18 protein-coding genes are annotated in these 16,667 nt (G+C 74.2%); 6 read left to right on the top strand and 12 right to left on the bottom strand.

The genetic code is table 11. From position 1 onward, the window contains the following. Window positions 1–9: 9 nt before the first annotated feature. On the bottom strand, window positions 10–690 hold the full coding sequence (locus ZF1_RS07770; protein WP_062400939.1) for a uracil-DNA glycosylase: 681 nt from the start codon (window positions 688–690) through the stop codon (window positions 10–12). Continuing rightward, window positions 687–1,211: a gamma carbonic anhydrase family protein gene (locus ZF1_RS07765; RefSeq protein ID WP_405418679.1), complete on the bottom strand. Its 525-nt coding sequence runs from the start codon at window positions 1,209–1,211 to the stop codon at window positions 687–689. The genes ZF1_RS07770 and ZF1_RS07765 overlap by 4 nt, the downstream gene beginning before the upstream one ends. Window positions 1,212–1,399: 188 nt before the next feature. On the opposite strand from ZF1_RS07765, the gene mbhE (ZF1_RS07760) reads away from it, so the two are divergent. The 6 genes from mbhE (ZF1_RS07760) to mnhG (ZF1_RS07735) are packed head-to-tail and all read left to right on the top strand — an operon-like array spanning window position 1,400 to window position 6,995. Next, window positions 1,400–4,138: a hydrogen gas-evolving membrane-bound hydrogenase subunit E gene (gene mbhE, locus ZF1_RS07760; protein ID WP_482636873.1), complete on the top strand. Its 2,739-nt coding sequence runs from the start codon at window positions 1,400–1,402 to the stop codon at window positions 4,136–4,138. Continuing rightward, the gene (locus ZF1_RS07755; protein ID WP_062400935.1) at window positions 4,135–4,443 is read left to right on the top strand and encodes a sodium:proton antiporter; all 309 of its coding nucleotides are present in this window, start codon (window positions 4,135–4,137) and stop codon (window positions 4,441–4,443) included. The genes mbhE (ZF1_RS07760) and ZF1_RS07755 overlap by 4 nt, the downstream gene beginning before the upstream one ends. Continuing rightward, complete coding sequence (locus tag ZF1_RS07750) at window positions 4,440–5,969, top strand: monovalent cation/H+ antiporter subunit D family protein (RefSeq protein ID WP_482636872.1); 1,530 nt, start codon at window positions 4,440–4,442, stop codon at window positions 5,967–5,969. The genes ZF1_RS07755 and ZF1_RS07750 overlap by 4 nt, the downstream gene beginning before the upstream one ends. Then, window positions 5,879–6,370: a Na+/H+ antiporter subunit E gene (locus ZF1_RS07745; RefSeq protein WP_482636871.1), complete on the top strand. Its 492-nt coding sequence runs from the start codon at window positions 5,879–5,881 to the stop codon at window positions 6,368–6,370. The genes ZF1_RS07750 and ZF1_RS07745 overlap by 91 nt, the downstream gene beginning before the upstream one ends. Beyond that, entirely contained in the window at window positions 6,367–6,639 is a 273-nt protein-coding gene (locus ZF1_RS07740; RefSeq protein WP_226355704.1) for an MrpF/PhaF family protein, read from the top strand. Before ZF1_RS07745 ends, ZF1_RS07740 begins: the two co-directional genes overlap by 4 nt. Further along, window positions 6,636–6,995, top strand: coding sequence for a monovalent cation/H(+) antiporter subunit G (mnhG, locus tag ZF1_RS07735; protein ID WP_482636870.1), 360 nt, complete (start codon window positions 6,636–6,638; stop codon window positions 6,993–6,995). The genes ZF1_RS07740 and mnhG (ZF1_RS07735) overlap by 4 nt, the downstream gene beginning before the upstream one ends. Here the strand turns inward: mnhG (ZF1_RS07735) and mnhG (ZF1_RS07730) are convergent. From mnhG (ZF1_RS07730) to ZF1_RS07685, 10 genes are all read right to left on the bottom strand, one after another. Then, on the bottom strand, window positions 6,920–7,372 hold the full coding sequence (gene mnhG / locus ZF1_RS07730) for a monovalent cation/H(+) antiporter subunit G (protein ID WP_482636869.1): 453 nt from the start codon (window positions 7,370–7,372) through the stop codon (window positions 6,920–6,922). The two genes, mnhG (ZF1_RS07735) and mnhG (ZF1_RS07730), sit on opposite strands and share 76 nt — an antisense overlap. Next, window positions 7,354–7,620, bottom strand: coding sequence for an MrpF/PhaF family protein (locus tag ZF1_RS07725; protein ID WP_062400930.1), 267 nt, complete (start codon window positions 7,618–7,620; stop codon window positions 7,354–7,356). The genes mnhG (ZF1_RS07730) and ZF1_RS07725 overlap by 19 nt, the downstream gene beginning before the upstream one ends. Then, on the bottom strand, window positions 7,617–8,399 hold the full coding sequence (locus ZF1_RS07720; protein ID WP_482636868.1) for a Na+/H+ antiporter subunit E: 783 nt from the start codon (window positions 8,397–8,399) through the stop codon (window positions 7,617–7,619). Before ZF1_RS07720 ends, ZF1_RS07725 begins: the two co-directional genes overlap by 4 nt. Further along, window positions 8,396–10,027: a Na+/H+ antiporter subunit D gene (locus tag ZF1_RS07715; protein ID WP_482638683.1), complete on the bottom strand. Its 1,632-nt coding sequence runs from the start codon at window positions 10,025–10,027 to the stop codon at window positions 8,396–8,398. The genes ZF1_RS07720 and ZF1_RS07715 overlap by 4 nt, the downstream gene beginning before the upstream one ends. A 5-nt stretch (window positions 10,028–10,032) precedes the next feature. After that, entirely contained in the window at window positions 10,033–10,491 is a 459-nt protein-coding gene (locus tag ZF1_RS07710; protein ID WP_062400925.1) for a Na(+)/H(+) antiporter subunit C, read from the bottom strand. Then, window positions 10,488–11,072, bottom strand: coding sequence for an MnhB domain-containing protein (locus tag ZF1_RS07705; RefSeq protein WP_062400923.1), 585 nt, complete (start codon window positions 11,070–11,072; stop codon window positions 10,488–10,490). Before ZF1_RS07705 ends, ZF1_RS07710 begins: the two co-directional genes overlap by 4 nt. Then, complete coding sequence (gene mbhE / locus ZF1_RS07700; RefSeq protein WP_482636867.1) at window positions 11,069–13,441, bottom strand: hydrogen gas-evolving membrane-bound hydrogenase subunit E; 2,373 nt, start codon at window positions 13,439–13,441, stop codon at window positions 11,069–11,071. Before mbhE (ZF1_RS07700) ends, ZF1_RS07705 begins: the two co-directional genes overlap by 4 nt. Before the next feature lie 173 nt (window positions 13,442–13,614). After that, window positions 13,615–14,049 carry a GNAT family N-acetyltransferase gene (locus ZF1_RS07695; protein ID WP_062404342.1) on the bottom strand — a complete coding sequence of 145 codons (435 nt, stop codon included), beginning with the start codon at window positions 14,047–14,049 and terminating at the stop codon, window positions 13,615–13,617. Between the two features lie 61 nt (window positions 14,050–14,110). Next, window positions 14,111–15,331 (bottom strand): cytochrome P450, encoded by a 1,221-nt coding sequence (locus ZF1_RS07690; RefSeq protein WP_482636866.1) that lies wholly within the window; start codon window positions 15,329–15,331, stop codon window positions 14,111–14,113. Between the two features lie 138 nt (window positions 15,332–15,469). Next, window positions 15,470–16,651: an MFS transporter gene (locus ZF1_RS07685; RefSeq protein ID WP_482636865.1), complete on the bottom strand. Its 1,182-nt coding sequence runs from the start codon at window positions 16,649–16,651 to the stop codon at window positions 15,470–15,472. Window positions 16,652–16,667 lie beyond the last annotated feature (16 nt).

Here is a 16,667-nt window from a genome sequence, read left to right as displayed (position 1 = left end):
CGGTCCAGCCTAGGGCAGCTTCCAGTCGACGGGTTCCCCGCCGATCTCCTCCAGCAGGTCGTTGGCCCGGCTGAAGGGCCGCGACCCGAAGAAGCCGCGGTCGGCCGACATCGGCGACGGGTGGGCCGACTCGATCGTCGGCACGTCCTCCAGCAGCGGCGCGAGGTTGCGGGCGTCGCGGCCCCAGAGGATCGCGACCATCGGCTCGGCGTCGCGGGCCACCAGGGCGCGGATCGCCTGCTCGGTGACCTCCTCCCAGCCCTTGTTGCGGTGCGACGCCGGCTCCCCGGGGGCGACGGTCAGGCACCGGTTGAGCAGCAGCACGCCCTGCTCGGTCCACGGGGTCAGGTCGCCCGAGGTGGGCGCCGGGTGCCCGAGGTCCTCGGCGTACTCGCGGAAGATGTTCTGCAGCGAGCGCGGCAGCGGGCGGGTCTCGGGGGCGACGGAGAACGACAGCCCGACCGCGTGGCCCGGGGTCGGATACGGGTCCTGTCCGACGAGCAGCACCCTGACCTCGTCGAAGGGCTGCTGGAACGCGCGCAGCACGTTCGCCCCCGCGGGCAGGTAACGGCGGCCCGCGGCGATCTCCGCGCGCAGGAACTCGCCCATCGCGGTGATCGTCTCGGCGACCGGTTCCAGGGCCTGGGCCCACCCGGCCTCGACGACCTCGTTCAGCGGCTTGGCCATCAGCCCTCCAGCCGGCGCAGCTGGGAGGCGAAGCGGCGGCCCCGGTCGACGTAGGACTCCACGGCGTACCGCCAGCGGTCGGCGGGCACCTCGTAGCCGTCGCGGACGCGGGCGGGGACCCCCAGCGCCATCCGGTACGCGGGCACGTCGGCCTTCGGCGACACCACCGCGCCGGCGGCGACGATCGCGCCCTCGCCGATCGTCGAGCCGTTCAGCACCACCGAGCCGGACGAGATCAGCGCCCGGTCGCCGATGGTGGCCGCCTCGATGTGCACGTTGTGCCCGACGGTCACCTCGTCCCCGATGATCGTCGGCTGCTCCAGGGTGGTGTGGATGATCGACCCGTCCTGGATGCTGCTGCGGGCACCGACCTCGATCCGGCCGTCGTCGCCGCGCAGCACCGCGGTGGGCCAGACGGTGGACTCCGGGCCCAGCGTCACGTTGCCGATCACGACGGCGTCCGGATGGACGTAGGCGGTCGGGTGGATGTCCGGTTCGGCGTCACCGAGCGCGTACAGAGGCACACCGCGAGGGTACGAAGCGCCCGCGGGCCGCCACGCCGGGGGCCCACCCCACCCGCGGAGACGTGCGCGGCGCAACCGATCGGGGTGACCGGAGACGTCGGTGTGGAAACCCCGTCGAACGGGTAGAAGCTGCCGAGTCATGATCAGGGTGCCCGGCACCCCCGGCCCCCGGACGGAGGCGCTGCCCGGTGATCCCCCTGGTCACCCTCGGTGGGGCGGTCGCGCTGGCGCTGCTCGCCCCGGTGCTCGCCCGGCTGCTCGGCCGCAACGCGGGCTATCCGCTGGCCGCGGGTCTCGCCGCACTGGCCGTGTACGCGAACGCCGCCGCCGGTGACGTCGTCCGCGGGGAGGTCCTCACCGCGGGCGTGTCCTGGATGCCGTCGCTGGGCATCTCCTTCGGTCTGCGGATGGACGGCCTGTCGCTGCTGTTCGTGACGATCGTGCTGGGCGTCGGCGCGCTGGTGATGGCCTACTGCCCGCGCTACCTGGAGTCGTACTACCCGATCGGCACCGTCTACGGACTGCTCACCGGGTTCGCCGCCGCCATGATCGGTCTGGTCACCGCGAACGACCTGGTCGTGCTCTACGTGTTCTGGGAGCTCACCACCGTCCTGTCGTTCCTGCTCGTCAACACCGCCGGGCCGGCGGCGGCGCTGCCCGCGGGCCGCGCACTCGTCGTGACGGCGATGGGGGGGTTCGCCCTGCTCGGCGCGGTGGTGATGATCGGCGTCGCGGCCGGGAGCACCAGCCTCGACGTGGTCCTCGCCGACCCGGGCGCGGTGCTCGCCAGCCCCCTGGCCCTGCCCGCGGGGGCGCTGCTGATCCTGGCCGCGGCGACGAAGTCCGCGCAGCTGCCGTTCACGTTCTGGCTGCCGGGCGCGATGGTCGCGATGACCCCGATCAGCGCCTACCTGCACGCCGCGACGATGGTGAAGGCCGGCATCTACCTGCTGATGCGGTTCACCCCGGTCTACGTGCCGTCGGTGGCCTGGTCGGCGGTGCTCGTCCCGCTCGGGCTGGCGACGGCCGTCGTCGGCGCGGTGCTGGCGCTGCGCGAGCACGACCTGAAAGCGGTGCTCGCGCACTCCACGGTGAGCCAGCTGGGCCTGCTCACCGCCGCGATCGGCGTCGGCACGTCCTACGCGCTGTCCGCGGCGGTGCTGCACACCTTCGCCCACGCCCTGTTCAAGGCGACCCTGTTCATGCTGGTCGGGATCATCGACAAGGAGGCGGGCAGCCGCGACGTGCGCGAGCTCGCCGGCCTGCGGAAGGTCATGCCGGTCACCGCGGCGCTGACCGGGATCGCCGCGCTGTCGATGGCGGGGGTACCACCGCTGCTCGGGTTCGTGTCCAAGGAGAACCTCTACGAGGGGTTCCTGGAGGCCGACTTCGCGCCCGGCGCCGGGCCTGTTGCCGCCGCCGTCGCGGTCGTGGCGTCGGCGCTGACCTTCGCCTACTCCGCCCGGATCGTGTACGGCGCGTTCGGCGGCAGGCTCAGCCAGCCCGGCCTGTACGAGCCGTCGTGGGCGTTCCTCGCCCCGGCCGCCGTCGCCGCCCTGCTCGGACTGGTCCTCGGGCCCGCCGTGCGGGTGCTCAACCCGCTGACCGACCGGGCCGCCCGCGACCTGGACCCGGGCTCGGAGCCGGTCACGTTCGTGCTCTGGCCCGGCTTCGGCACCGCGCTGGTGCTGTCGGTGCTCACCATCGCCGGCGGCTACGCGTTGTTCCACTGGCGCGACCGGGTCGACCGGGCACTGGAGCGCCTCCCGGTCCCCGACGGCGCCGCGGTCTTCGACCGGATCCGGGCCGGGGTGCTCGCCCTCGGCGCCCGGGTGGGGCGCCCCGACACCGACCCCTCCCCCGCCGCCGTCCTGGCCCGCCCGGTGCTGGCGCTGCCGGTGCTCGCCGTCGCCGCCGGGGTGGCCCTGCCCGCGCTGCCACCGTTCCCCGCGCCGGTCAGCCGGCCACTGGACTGGGTGGTCGTCGTGCTCGTACTGGCCACGGTCGCCGGGGCCGTGACGACCCGCTCGGTCACCGCGGCGCTGGCCCTGACCGGCTTCGGCGGGCTGGCGACTGCGCTGTGGCTGCTGCTCGCCGGGGCCCCGGACGTCGCGATGACGCTGCTGCTGGTCGAGGTGCTGACCACCGTCGTCGCGGTGCTCGTGCTGCGCGGGCGCGGGATCCGGCTGCACCGCCCGGCGCGGTGGCGGCGCACCCCGGCCGCGGTGGCCGCGCTGGCCGCGGGCCTGTCGCTGGGGGCGGCCACCTACCTGCTGACCGGGCGGCGCGAGCCGTCGCCGGTCGGCGGGTACCTGCTGGACACCGCGGAGGCCGCCACCGGCGGCACGAACGTGGTCAACACGATCCTCGTCGACTTCCGCGGCATGGACACCTTCGGCGAGGCCGTCGTGGTCGGGGCGGCGGCGCTGGGGCTCCTGGTGCTGATCCGGCGCGGTGAGGCCGGAGCGGAGGGCGGGACCCGGCAGCGGGTCGCCACCGACGGCCCGGCCGACACGATCGTCATGCGGGTCGCCAGCCGTGTACTGGCCCCGCTGATGCTCGTGATGTCGTTGTTCCTGCTCTGGCGCGGCCACGACGAGCCCGGCGGCGGGTTCATCTCGTCGTTGGTCGGGGGCGTCGCGATCGTGTTCCTGCGCCTCGCCCACCGCGGCGACGCGTGGGCGCTGCGCCTGCGGCCCGAGCCGCTGGTCGGGTCCGGGCTCCTGCTGAGCCTGCTCACCGGGCTCGCGGTCTACCCGCTGGGGCTGCCGTTCCTGACGCCGGTGTACCTGCCCGGCGGGGTGCTGTTGTCGTCGTTCGTGTTCGACCTGGGGATCTACCTGATGGTGGTGGGGCTGATCGTGGCCGCGACCGACCGGATCGGCGGGCGCGCCCGCACCGGCTCCCTGCTGGGGAGCTCCCGGTGACGGCCGCGGTCGTCGTCGCCGTGCTCGTCGCGGGCGGGGTGTACCTGGTCCTGCAGCGCGAGCTGCTGCGCACGGTGCTCGGGTTCGTGCTGCTGGGGCACGGCGTGAACGTCCTGATCATCTCCGCGGGCGGGATGGCGACCCGCGAGCCCGCGCTGCTGGGGCAGCAGGACCGGGCGCAGATGGCCGACCCGCTGCCGCAGGCGTTCGTGCTCACCGCGATCGTGATCGCCTTCGCGATCACGGTGTATCTGCTGGCCCTGCTCAAGGCCGGCGACGAGGACGAGGGCGGGGACCCCCGGTGACCGGCCTCGAGGCGCTCGTCGTCGCGCCGATCCTGGTCCCGCTCGCCGCGGCGGGCCTGCTGGTCCTGCTCACCGCGCGCCCGCCGGGCGGGGGCGGGCCGTTCCTGCTGCCGATGACGGCGCGGCGGATCGTCGCGTTCACCGCGCTCGCCGCGTCGACGGCGGTGTCCGCGGTCCTGCTGGCCGCCACCGCGGACGGCGCGGTGATCGTGCAGCGGCTCGGGAACTGGCCGGCCGGCATCGCGATCCCGCTGGCCGCCGACGCGTTCGGCTCGATCATGCTGACCGTCACCGGGGTGCTGGGGATCGCCTGCCTGGCCTTCGCCGCGGTCACCGGGTCCGACACCGACCGTGCGTTCCTGCCGCAGTCGCTGCTGCTGCTCGCCGGGGTGCACGGCGCCTACCTCACCGCGGACCTGTTCAGCCTGTTCGTGTTCATCGAGGTGATGCTCGTCCCCAGCTACGTGCTCATCGCGACCGGCCGGGGCCCGGAGCGGATCGCGGCGTCGCGGCTGTACCTGACGGTCAACCTGCTGGCCTCGACGGTGTTCCTCGCCGGGCTCGGCCTGGTCTACGGCGTCGCCGGGACCGTGCAGCTCGGCGACCTCGCCGGGCGCGCCGTGACCGACCCGGCGCTGGCCGCGGCGACCGCGGTGATCCTGCTGGCGCTGTCGGTGAAGGCCGCGCTGGTACCGCTGCACAACTGGCTGCCGCGGGCCTACACCGCCGCGCCGGCCGCGGTCACCGTGCTGTTCTCCGGGCTGCTGACCAAGGTCGGCGTGTACGCGCTGTTCCGGATCTACGCGACCGTCTACGACGGCGACCCGCGCTTCCTGCCGATCGTGCTGGTGGCCGCGCTGCTGACGATGGTCGTCGGGGTGCTCGGCGCGGTCGGCGCCGGCGGGATGCGCCAGATCCTGACCTTCCACATGGTCAGCCAGATCGGCTACATCGTGCTCGGCCTGGCGATCTGGACCCCGGCCGGGCTGGCCGCGGCGATCTACTTCCTGGTGCAGTACGTGCTGGTCAAGGCGGCCCTGCTGATGGTCGCCGGTGCCGTCGAGCAGTACGTCGGCACCGACACGCTGTCCCGGCTCGGCGGGCTCGCCGCCCGCAACCCGGCGACCGCGGTCGCGTTCGCGGTGTCGGCGCTGAGCCTGGCCGGGATCCCGCCGCTGTCCGGGTTCGTCGCGAAGCTCGCCCTGGTGCTCGGCGCGGTCGACGCGGGCATGGTCACCGCCGCGCTCGTCGCGGTCGGGGTCAGCGTGTTCACCCTGCTGTCGATGCTCAAGATCTGGAACGGCGCGTTCTGGGGCGGCGACGCCCCCGAGCCGGACCCCGGGGGCGGTGCGGGCACCGTGGTCGCACTGCGTGTCCCGGTCCGCGCGGTGGCCCCGGCGCTGGCGCTGGGGGCGCTGTCGCTGCTGCTCGGGCTGTGGGCGGAGCCGCTGCTGGCGCTCTCGTCGGTCGCCGGGCAGGGTCTCGCCGACACCGCCGCCTACGTCGGGGCGGTGGGGGCGCCGTGACGACCCGCCGACGCGCACCCGGCCGGGGCGGGCGCCCGCGCGCCGCGGTGGGGTTCCTGCTCTGGTTCACCGGCGAGTTCTTCCGCGCGAACGCCGTCGTGCTCCGCGAGGTCCTCACCCCCGGGCACGGCATCGACCCGGCGGTGGTCCGGGTCCGGCTGCGGTCGCGGAGCATGGTCGAGATCGCGTCGATCATGAGCCTGCTCAGCCTCACCCCCGGCACCCTCGCCCTGAACCTGACCACCGGCTCGCGCAGCCCGGAGCTGCTCGTGCACGGCATGCACGCCTCGGACCCCGAGCAGCTGCGGGTGAGCGTGCACGAGATGGAGGACCGGTTGCTGGCGTTCCTGCGCCGCCCCGCCCCGGGCGTGGTCGACCGCGATCCGGAGGAGACCCCGTGAGCACCCTGTTGCTGGACGCCGGGATCGTCGTCCTGGCGCTCGGCCTGCTCGTCGCGGTCGGGCGGGTCCTGGCCGGGCCCACCGACGCCGACCGCGGGCTGGCCGTCGACTACGGCTTCGTGGTCGTCGTCGGGCTGATCGCGTTGCTGGCGCTGCGGCTGGGGTCCACCGCGATGCTGGACCTCGTCGTCGTCGCGACGCTGGTCGGGTTCCTGACCACGGTCGCCGTGGCCCGGCTGATCTGGGCGGAGAAGGGGGCGAAGCGGTGAGCGTGCTCGCCGGCGGACCGGTGCAGAACGCGATCGGCGGGATCGTGCTCGGCGCCGGGGTGCTCCTGGTCGCCGCGGGCGCGGTCGGCATGGTGCGCCTGCCCGACGTCTACAACCGCACGAACGCCGTCACCAAGGCCGCGGGGCTCGGGATCGTCGCGATCCTCGTCGGGGTCGCGATCCTGGTGCCCGAGCCCGGGGTGCTGCTCACCCTCGGCGTCGCCGTGGCGCTGCAGCTGTTCACGATCCCGATCGCGAGCTTCGCGATCGGGCACGCCGCCTACCGCTCCGGTGCCCCGTCGACCCCGTCGACGCTGCGCGAGGACGACCCCGGCTCCCGCGGCGACGACGGCTGAACCGTCCGCACCTCCCGGGCGCGCGCGTCGGCGTCGATGTCCTGCCCCAGGTCGTCGACGACGAGTGAGTCCCGGTCGATCGCGCCGCTGCGGTAGGCCGAGCGACCGACCACCTGGGAGATGACCGGCGCCGTCAGCACCTGGAACAGCACGACCAGGATCAGCGTCGAGGAGTTCTCGAACTCCAGGTTCACCGCGACGCCCAGCAGGATCAGCAGCAGCCCCAGGGTCTGCGGCTTGGTGGTGGCCTGCAGCCGGGCGGGCAGGTCCGGCAGCCGGACCAGCCCGAGCGCGCCGAGCAGGCAGGACAGCCCGCCGGCGAGCATCAGCGCGGCGGAGACCACGTCGTGCACGCCCATCAGCGGTGCCGCTCCCATCGTTCGACCAGGCGGGCCGCCGTCGCCGAGCCGACCAGCGCGATCAGCGCGACCGCGGCCAGCAGCGGGATGTTCGACCCGTCGGAGTAGATCGCCGCGTACACCGCGGCCGCGGCCACGATGAGCACGACGAACACGTCCAGGGCCGCGATGCGGTCCAGCGTGGTGGGGCCCTTCAGGAGCCGCCACATCGTCAGTGCCGCCGCGGCGGTCAGCATGATCAGTACCAGCGTGTGGACGACGGTCACCGGTCCTTCCTCCCCGCGTCCTCGGCGGTGACCGCGGCGACGGCGGCGGCGCACCGGTCCCGGTCCTCCTGGCTGCCGACCGCGTCGATCACCCGCATCTGCAGCCGCATCATGTCCCGGCGGACCCGTTCGACGGCGCCGGGCCGGTGCAGGCCGAGCGCGTAGACGTACCAGCGGTGCCGGGCCCGGTCGATCTGCAGCGTGAAGCTGCCCGGGGACAGTGCGCAGGCCGCGACGATCGTCGTCGCGGTGCGGTCCGAGCCGGTGCACAGCGGCAGCCCGACGATCCCGGACCGGGCGCGCGGCCCGTGCCGCAGCGTCACCATGCTGACCCGGATCCCGGAGACCACCAGGTCCGATGCGAGGAACGCCAGTAGCCGCAGCAGCTTCCACGGGCGGAACGGGAGCCGCTCGGGCAGCAGCGGCAGCGGGAAGATCGCCGTCACCGCGGCGCCGACGAGCAGCCCGCCGACGATCGCGGCCGGGGACACGCTCCCCCACAGCAGCACCCAGACCAGCGCCAGCGCCAGCACCTGCGGGATCCGCCGGCGCACGCTCCCGCCGCGGGCGGAGCCGCCCATCGGCTCGGCGACGGTGTCCGGGACCGGCGGGGGCACCCGGGCGGGGGTGCGGTCGGCCTCGGGTGTCTCGCCCGCCTCGGCCGCGCCCATCTCACGGTCGCGGACGGCCTCGGGGCAGGTCTCGGCGTCGTCGAGTTCGCGCGGGTCCGGTCCGTCGGCCGTGCCCGCGCCACCGCGGCTCGGGGTCTGCTCGCTCACGGGGTCACCTCCGGGGTGTCGCGGGCTGCGGTCCGCACGGTCGTGTTCCCGTCGACGTCGCCGGACCGGCCGTCGGCACTGATGGTCCCACCGCTGCCGGGGTCGGCGCCCGGCCCGAGGACGGCGTCGGTGTAGCCGGTCCGGTCGTGCAGGTCCACCCCGGCCCGGGCGGTCACCCCGGACAGCGGGCCGGCGAACAGGGCGATCGCGACGCTGACCACGACCAGCGCGGACGCGCCGACGTACATGCCGCGGGCGCTGCGCGCGGTCCCCACGACCAGCTCGTCGTTCGGGTCGTCGTCGGCGAGGGGCTCCTTCGGGGCGCCCCAGAACACCCGTACCCAGACCCGGGCGACGGCGTAGAGGGTCAGCAGGCTCGCCAGGACGACGACGGCGGCGACCAGCTCCCCGGCGGGGCCCGCGCCCGCACCGGCCTGCAGCAGCGCGAGCTTCGCGACGAACCCCGAGGTGGGTGGCAGCCCGGCGAGGGTGATCGCGGGGATCGCGAACAGCACGGCCAGGTGCGGCGCCCGCTGGGCCAGCCCACCCATCTGGGAGATCGACACCGTCCCGGTCCGCCGGGTGATGAGTCCGCTGACCAGGAACAACGTCGCCTGGACCGTGATGTGGTGGACGACGTAGAGCCCGGTCCCGGCGATGCCGTCGGGGGTGTGCAGGGCGAGCCCGAACACCATGAACCCGATGTGGCTGACCAGCAGGAACGACAGCAGCCGGTTGAGGTCGTCCTGGGCGACGGCGCCGAGCGCCCCGACGACCATCGTGATCGCGGCGATCACCAGCAGCAGCGTCGACGGGCTGTCCTGCGGGAACACCAGGGTCTGGGTGCGCAGCAGCGCGTAGATGCCGACCTTGGTGAGCAGGCCCGCGAACAGCGCGGTGACCGGGGCGGGCGCGTTCGGGTAGCTGTCGGGCAGCCAGAAGTGCAGCGGCACGATCGCCGCCTTGATGCCGAACACCACGATCAGCACCAGGGCCAGGACCGCGCGCAGGCCCTCCGGCAGCGCACCCATCCGCCCGGCGAGGTCGGCCAGGTTGACCGTGCCGGTGGCGGCGTAGACGAGCCCCACCGCGGTGAGGAACAGCAGCGACGAGGTCAGCGACACGATCACGTAGGTCATGCCGGACCGGATCCGCGACGCCGACGTCCGCCGGGTGATGAGCACGTAGCTCGACGCCAGCATGATCTCGAACGCGACGAACAGGGTGAACAGGTCACCGGTCAGGTAGGCCAGCGACACCCCCGTCGACAGCAGCAGGAAGATCGGGTGGAAGGTGGTGCTGGCGGTCTCCCGGCCGTAGTCGGAGATCCGCTGGTCGATCGCGTAGACGAGCACCGCGAGCGTCACCACCGTCGAGATGAGCAGCAGCAGCGCCGACATCCGGTCGGCGACCAGCACGATGCCCATCGGGGCCGACCACCCGCCGAGCTCGGCGACGACCGGGCCGTTCGCGTCCGCCGCGACCAGCAGCACGGCGGCGACGACGCACACCAGCGTCAGGGTCACCACGCCGATGACCCGCTGGGCCGAGGCGCGACGGCTGACGACGACGCTGCTCGCGGCGCCCAGCATGGGCAGCAGCACCGGCAGCGTGACCAGGGCCTGCAGCGGGGTCACCTGCGGCCCTCCTCGAGCTCGTGGGAGTCGGCGGTGTCCTCGGGCTCGGCGTCGGTCTCGTCCGCGGTGCCCTCCTCCATCGCGCCCTTGGGCTTCTGCCGGTCGGCGATGCGGCGGTCCTCCACGTCGTCCTGCACCTCGTCGTGCCCGACGAGCACCCAGGAGCGGTAGCCCAGGGCCAGCAGCAGCGTGGTGAGGGCGAAGGTGATGACGATGGCGGTCAGCGCCAGCGCCTGCGGGAGCGGGTCTGTGATCTGCTCGGGCAGTACCGCGTCGAGGATCGGGGCGCGGCCGGGCGGGCCGCCGGAGACCTGCAGCAGCAGGTTCGCGCCGTGCCCGAGCACCACGATGCCGATCAGGATGCGCATGAGCGATCGCTGCATCAGCAGGTAGAACCCGACCGAGTACAGCACCGCGAGCACGATCGCCATGCTCAGGTTGATCGTGGTGTTCATCCGCGGCCACCTCCGCCCGGGACGTCCTCGCCGGCCTCGCGGGCGTCGCGGGCGATGCCGGAGCCGAGCGAGCGCAGCAGGTCGAGCACCACGCCGATGATCAGCAGGTAGACGCCGACGTCGAGCAGCAGGCTGGTCACGATGTCGAGGTAGCCGAACGGGCCGAAGGTGATGGTCCACTTGACCGAGGCGAGCACCGGGTCGCCCCAGGCGACCGGGGCCAGTGCGGTGAGCACCGCGACGATCAGCCCGCTGCCGACCAGCACGGGCGGGCGGATCCGGAACCGGGAGCCCAGGTTGTCGTCGCCGCCCGCGATGTGGCGCAGCACGAACGCGAGCCCGGCGACGAGGCCGCCGGAGAACCCGCCGCCGGGGCCGTAGTGGCCCTCCAGCAGCAGGAACACCGAGAACACCAGCACCACGGGGAACAGCAGCCGGGCCGCGGCCTCCAGCACGAGGGTCCGCTCGCGGACGTCCGGGCAGGCGCCGGGGAGCATCCACCGTCCGCTGGGCTGGTCCATCCGGGCCCAGCTCTCGGCGTCCCCCGGCGGGGGTGCGGGCTTCTCCTGCGAGGCCGTCATCCGAGCACCTCCTGCTCGTGCTTCGGCGATCCCGAGCCGCTGCGCACGACCGTGCCGCCCTTCCTCTTGTCGTAACGGGTCGCGAGCACCAGGCTCGCGGTGCCGGCGGCACAGATCAGCAGCACCGTGATCTCACCGACCGTGTCGAGCGCGCGGAAGTCCACCAGGATCGCGCTGATCAGGTTGGTCGCGCCGGCCTCCGGCGCGCCGTCGATGAACGGCCCGGTGGTGGCGGGCGGCAGCGTGCGGGCCCCGGAGAGCACGACGGCCATCCCCGCGACGAGCACGCCGCCGACCGCGGCGACCGCGGCCTTGGGGGCGCGGACGCGACGCTCGCTGTCCGGCTCGTCGAAATGGGCGGGCAGGCGTCGCAGCACGAAGACGAACGCCACCAGGGTGAGCGTCTCGACCAGGAACTGGGCGAGCGCCAGGTCCGGGGCGCCGTCGATGACGAACAGGCCGCCGATGCCGTAGCCGACCGCGCCGACCAGCAGCACCGCGGTGAACCGGCGGTGCGCCAGGCACAGCGCGATCGCCGCCACGATCACCATCAGCCCGACCGGGACCTGCATGATCGAGTGGTAGGGCGCCTGGTCGGTCGGGAACGTGCCGGTCACGGCGAGGACCGGGCCGGGCAGCGCGATCAGTGTCGCGAGGATGCAGCCGAGGTAGACCGGCAGCGAGCCGATCTGCAGCCGGCCGGTGACCGTGATCGCCGAGCGCTCCAGCCCGGTCACGACGGCCTCGTACCCCCGCTGGGCGGACACGTGCGGCACCGAGAGGTGCCCGGTCAGGGTCTGTCCGTAGCGGTGCAGGAGGAGCCCGCCGGCCAGCGCGACACCGGTGAACAGCAGCGGCAGCCCGGGGGTGTGCCACAGCGCCAGCTCGTAGCGGGCGGCGTAGGCGTCGCCCAGCGGCGGCAGCGACGCGGCGTAGGAGGCGGCGAGCTGCTGGACCAGCGGTGCGGCGAACCCGGCCGCGATCCCGGTCAGCGCGCACAGCCATGCCGGGCCGGACAGGCCGAGCGGGACCGGGTCGCCGCCGGTGGGGTGCAGCCCCTTGGTGGAGAACGCGCCCCACAGGAACCGCGCGGTGTAGGCGACGGTCAGCAGCGAGCCCGCGACCAGGCCGATCGCCGCGATCCAGCCGCGGACGCCGCCCTCGAGCACGAACGCCTCGAACGCGGCCTCCTTGCCGACGAAGCCGAGCATCGGCGGGAGCCCCGCCATCGACAGGCCGGCGAGCGCGGCGATCACGGCGAGCCCACGCCGGCGGCGCCCGAGCCCGCACAGCTCCCGCAGGTCACGAGTGCCGCAGGCCTTGTCGATCGCCCCGACAACCATGAACAGCGGCGCCTTGAACAGGCCGTGCGCCAGCAACATCGCGATGCCGGCGAGCCCGGCCACCCGCGAGCCGGACCCGAACAGCACCATGAGGAACCCGAGCTGGGAGACGGTGCCGAAGGCCAGCAGCCGCTTGAGGTCGGTCTGGCGCATCGCGCGCCAGCCGCCCAGCACCATCGTCGCGAGGCCGAGGACCATGACCGGCGCCCACCACACGGGGTGCACCGCGAACGCGGGCCCGAGCCGCGCGACGAGCACGACCCCGGCCTTCACCATCGACGCCGCGTGCAGGTACGCCGAGATCGGCGTCGGGGCGGCCATCGCGTACGGGAGCCAGGGGTGGAACGGCAGCTGCGCGGACTTGGTCAGCGCGCCCAGCAGGATCAGGACGAGCGACACCGACAGCGCGACCGGGCTGTCGGGGGCGAGCGTGCCGGAGGTCGCGGCCGCGGTGATCTCCGGGATCGAGTACGTGCCGGCCAGCTGGCCCAGCAGGACGATCCCGAGCAGCATCGCCAGCCCGCCGAACACGGTCACGACGAGCGCCTGGACCGCGGCGCGGCGGTTCTCCCGGTACTGGCCGCCCTGCCCGACGAGCAGGAACGACGTCAGCGACGTCAGCTCCCAGAACACGTAGAGGGTCAGCAGGTCGTCGGCCAGGACCAGGCCGAGCATCATCCCGGCGAAGGCGACGAGCAGCGCCGCGGAGCGGGCCGCGTCGGTGGAGCGCGGTCCGAAGTACCAGGCCGCGTAGATCATGATCAGCGCTCCGACGCCGGAGACGAGCACGATCATCGCGATCGCGAGCGCGTCCATCCGCAGGCTCAGCGTCAGTCCCAGCTCGGGCGCCCACTCGACACGGTCGGTCACCCCGCCGGAGAGTGCGGTCGAGGCCTGCGTCATCGCCCACACGAGGGTGGCGGCGAGCAGGGCGGCGCCGGCGCCGAACGCCAGCCGCCGGTGGTACCGGGCGAGCGCGGGCAGGCACAGCGCCAGGACGAGATGGGCGGCCACGACGGCGAGCACCGACACCTCCTGGAGTCACGGGGTCGTTCGGACCAGCGGTTCCGCTCACGTCACGGCCGGACCCGGGGAGCGCCGGAAGAGGTCGCCGCACGATCACCGGAAGGGACGCGGCGACGACGCCGAGGTCATCCTATCGGCGCAACCGGACGTTTCGCCCGTGACCGTACCGAGTCTCACGCCGCGAGCGGTTTGGCGAAGCACCGGGAGCGGGGGTCGTTCCGGTACGCACCGAAGTTGCTGGTCCGACGGTATCCGCTGGTCTCGTACAGCGCGATCGCAGCGGGCTGGCCGTCACCCGTCTCCAGGATCATGCGGCGCCGCCCGGCGGCGGCGGCCGCACGCTCCAGCGCGACGAGCACCGCCCGGGCGTGTCCCCGGCCGCGGGCGGCGGGCTCGACGTACATCCGCTTCAGCTCCGCGTCGCCGTCACGGCGCGCCGGGTCGGCCGGGTCGGCGTCGACGGCGCGCCACGCCCCGGTCGCGACGGGGACGCCGTCGTCGTAGCCGACCAGGAACAACCCGGACGGGGTCCGGAAGTCGGCCGGGTCGACGGGGGTGGCGTCGCCGTCGCCGTAGACCTCGCCGTAGAACGCCTGCAGCCGCCGCATCAGCGGCGTCACGTCCGGATGGTCGAGCCCCGCCACCCGCAGTTCGAGTTCCCCCACGTCCTCATGATCGGCCCCAGGTGACCGGCAGCGCACGCAGCCCTCCGGTGAGCACGTCCGAGCGCAGCTCCAGCTCGGTGCGCGGCACGGCGAGGCGCAGCGACGGGAACCGGGCGGGCAGCGCCCGGAACACCTCGGTCAGCTCGACCCGGGCCAGGCTCGCGCCCACGCAGAAGTACGGCCCGTGCCCGAACGCGAGGTGCGCGGACTTCCTCTCCGCGTCGAACTCGGTCGCCCCGTCGAAGTGCCGCGGGTCCCGGTTCGCCGCGCCCGGGGCGAGCAGGATCGCGTCGCCCGCCGGTATGTGCACCCCGGCGATGTCGACGTCGGCGTGCGCGTAGCGCGGGATGCCGCCGTTGCCCCCGCTGGGCACCGCCAGCCGCAGGACCTCCTCGACCGCCCCCGGGGCGCGCTCCGGGTCCGCGGCGAGCGCCGCCCACTCCCCCGGGCGGTCCAGCAGCAGGACGGTGCCGGTGTCGATCCGGCCGACCGTCGTCTCGTGCCCGGCGAACAGCAGTCCGGCACCGAGCGCGGCGAGGCGGTCGCGCTGCTCCGGCGCCGAGCCGAGCGCGGCGAAGTCCGACAGCACGTCCTCCCCCGGCTCGTCGTCCTTGCGGTCGACGAGGCCGCGGACGTAGGCGAACAGCGCCTGCGCGGCGGCCTCGGCGCGGGGCCGGTCGTGGAGCAGCCCCAGCTCACCGGACCAGCGCCGGAAATCCTCGCGGTCGTCGTAGGGGACGCCGAGCAGCTCGCAGATGACCAGCACCGGCAGCGGGAAGGAGAACAGCTCGTGCAGGTCGGCGCCGGGACCGGCGGCCTCGACGACGTCGAGCTGCCGGGCCACCAGCTCCGCGACGTGCCCGGAGAGCCTGCGCATCCGGCGCGCGGAGAACGCGGGCGCGAGCAGTTTGCGCATCAGGGTGTGGTTCGTGCGCTCGGTCTCCGGCGAGTCGCCGCTCGGCCCACCGAAGATCATCGAGTCGGAGATGCGCGCGGCCCGCTCCGGCTCGGGGTGGCTGCGGCCGAGCCGGTCGTCGGCGAACAGGGCGCGGGCCTCCTCGTAGCCGGTGACCAGCCACGCGACATCGCCGGCCGGGGTCCGGACCGGGGTGATCGGGGACCGCTCCCGCAGCCGGTCGAACAGCGGCGGCAGCTCGAGGACGTCGTGGCGCGGGAACGGGAGGCGCGGCAGGTCCGTGGCGTCCGGACCGGTGGTGGTGGTCACCCGCCCGACGGTACGAGCGCCGGCCGGTGGCCGCCTCCGTCCCGGGGTGGACATCGGGTTGATCCGTCCGCGCGGAGCCCCGCGCGCCCGGGAGGGCGTCGCGCACTCCGCGGAGAAGGATCACCGGCCACGGCCGGGTCAGGTCACCGCCGGCTGCTCCGCCGCGACCGGCGCCACGCGGCGCGCCCCCACCCACACCAGGCCCAGACAGATCACCTGCACCCCCGCGACGACGACCAGCAGCACCGGGTACCCCGCGACACCGGTGAGCGCCGAGAGCAGCATCGGCAGCAGGAACCCCACGTAGGTCAGCGAGTAGAACACCGCGGTCAGCCCGGCCAGGTGCTCCGGCGCAGCGATCCGCTGGACCTCCTGCAGCCCGGACAGCAGCACGAAGCCGTAGCCCGCCCCCAGCAGCGCGGCCGCGGCGACGGCGGCCGGGACACTGCGCAGGCCCGCCGCGAGGGCGGCGACGAGCGTCCCCGCGACGACGAGCGCGAGCCCGACCCGGGTCGCGGCCAGTGGCGAGCGGGCGTCCACGAGCCGCGCGGCGGACTGGGCCAGGACCCCGCAGCCGAGCGCGACGGCGGTCAGCAGTGTCGCGGCGAGCAGCCCCCACCCCCCGGTGACCCCGTCGAGCGTGGTCGGCAGCACGGCGTAGGCGATCGCGGCCGCCCCGAACACCCACGGCGCGGCGGGCAGCACCAGCCACACGAACCGCGGGTGCGCGACGGCCGGGACGCGCAGATCGTGGCGCCAGGACCGGGAACGGCCCGGCTCGACCGTCTCCGGCGCGGCGAGCAGCCACCAGGTGACCGGCACCGTCAGGACGATGTGCACCAGGTAGGGCAGCTCCATCGGCAGCGGCGCGAACTGCGCGAGCAGCCCGCCGACCAGCGGTCCCAGGCCGAAGCCGGCGGTGAGCGCGAGCGCCGCGCGTCGGGCGTCCTCCCCCTCCCCGGACAGCTCCTTGACCCACGTCGTCGCCACCGCCATCGCGACGCCGACGCACACGCCGAACAGCAGCCGTCCGGCGAAGAGCAGTGCCTCGGAGAACGCGCCGAGGGCGAGGACGGCGCTGGCCGGGATCGACGCGGCCGTCGCGGGCAGCAGCACCCGGCGGCGGCCCCAGCGGTCCGACGCCGGCCCGCCGACGAGCAGGCCCGGGGCGAGACCGAGCACGTAGACGCCGAAGAAGGCGGCGACCACGGTCGGCGGGTAGTGCCCCTGCTCGCGGTACATGACCATCAGCGGGCTGAACTGGTTGGCGCCGTAGCCGACGCCGAACAGCACGGCGGCCGGCCGCGTCCACGGCTTCACGATCGGTCCCCTCCTC

The organism is Pseudonocardia sp. ZF1 (assembly GCF_056835605.1).
Note: the sequence above shows the minus strand (reverse complement) of the source record. Positions and strands in the feature narration are given on the sequence as shown.

Coding starts and splice junctions, on each gene's coding strand:
- mnhG (WP_482636869.1), bottom strand. CDS start 7,372: ATGGGAGCGGCACCGCTGATGGGCGTGCACGACGTGGTCTCCGCCGCG.
- ZF1_RS07695 (WP_062404342.1), bottom strand. CDS start 14,049: ATGCGGCGGCTGCAGGCGTTCTACGGCGAGGTCTACGGCGACGGCGAC.
- ZF1_RS07705 (WP_062400923.1), bottom strand. CDS start 11,072: ATGACGGCCTCGCAGGAGAAGCCCGCACCCCCGCCGGGGGACGCCGAG.
- ZF1_RS07710 (WP_062400925.1), bottom strand. CDS start 10,491: ATGAACACCACGATCAACCTGAGCATGGCGATCGTGCTCGCGGTGCTG.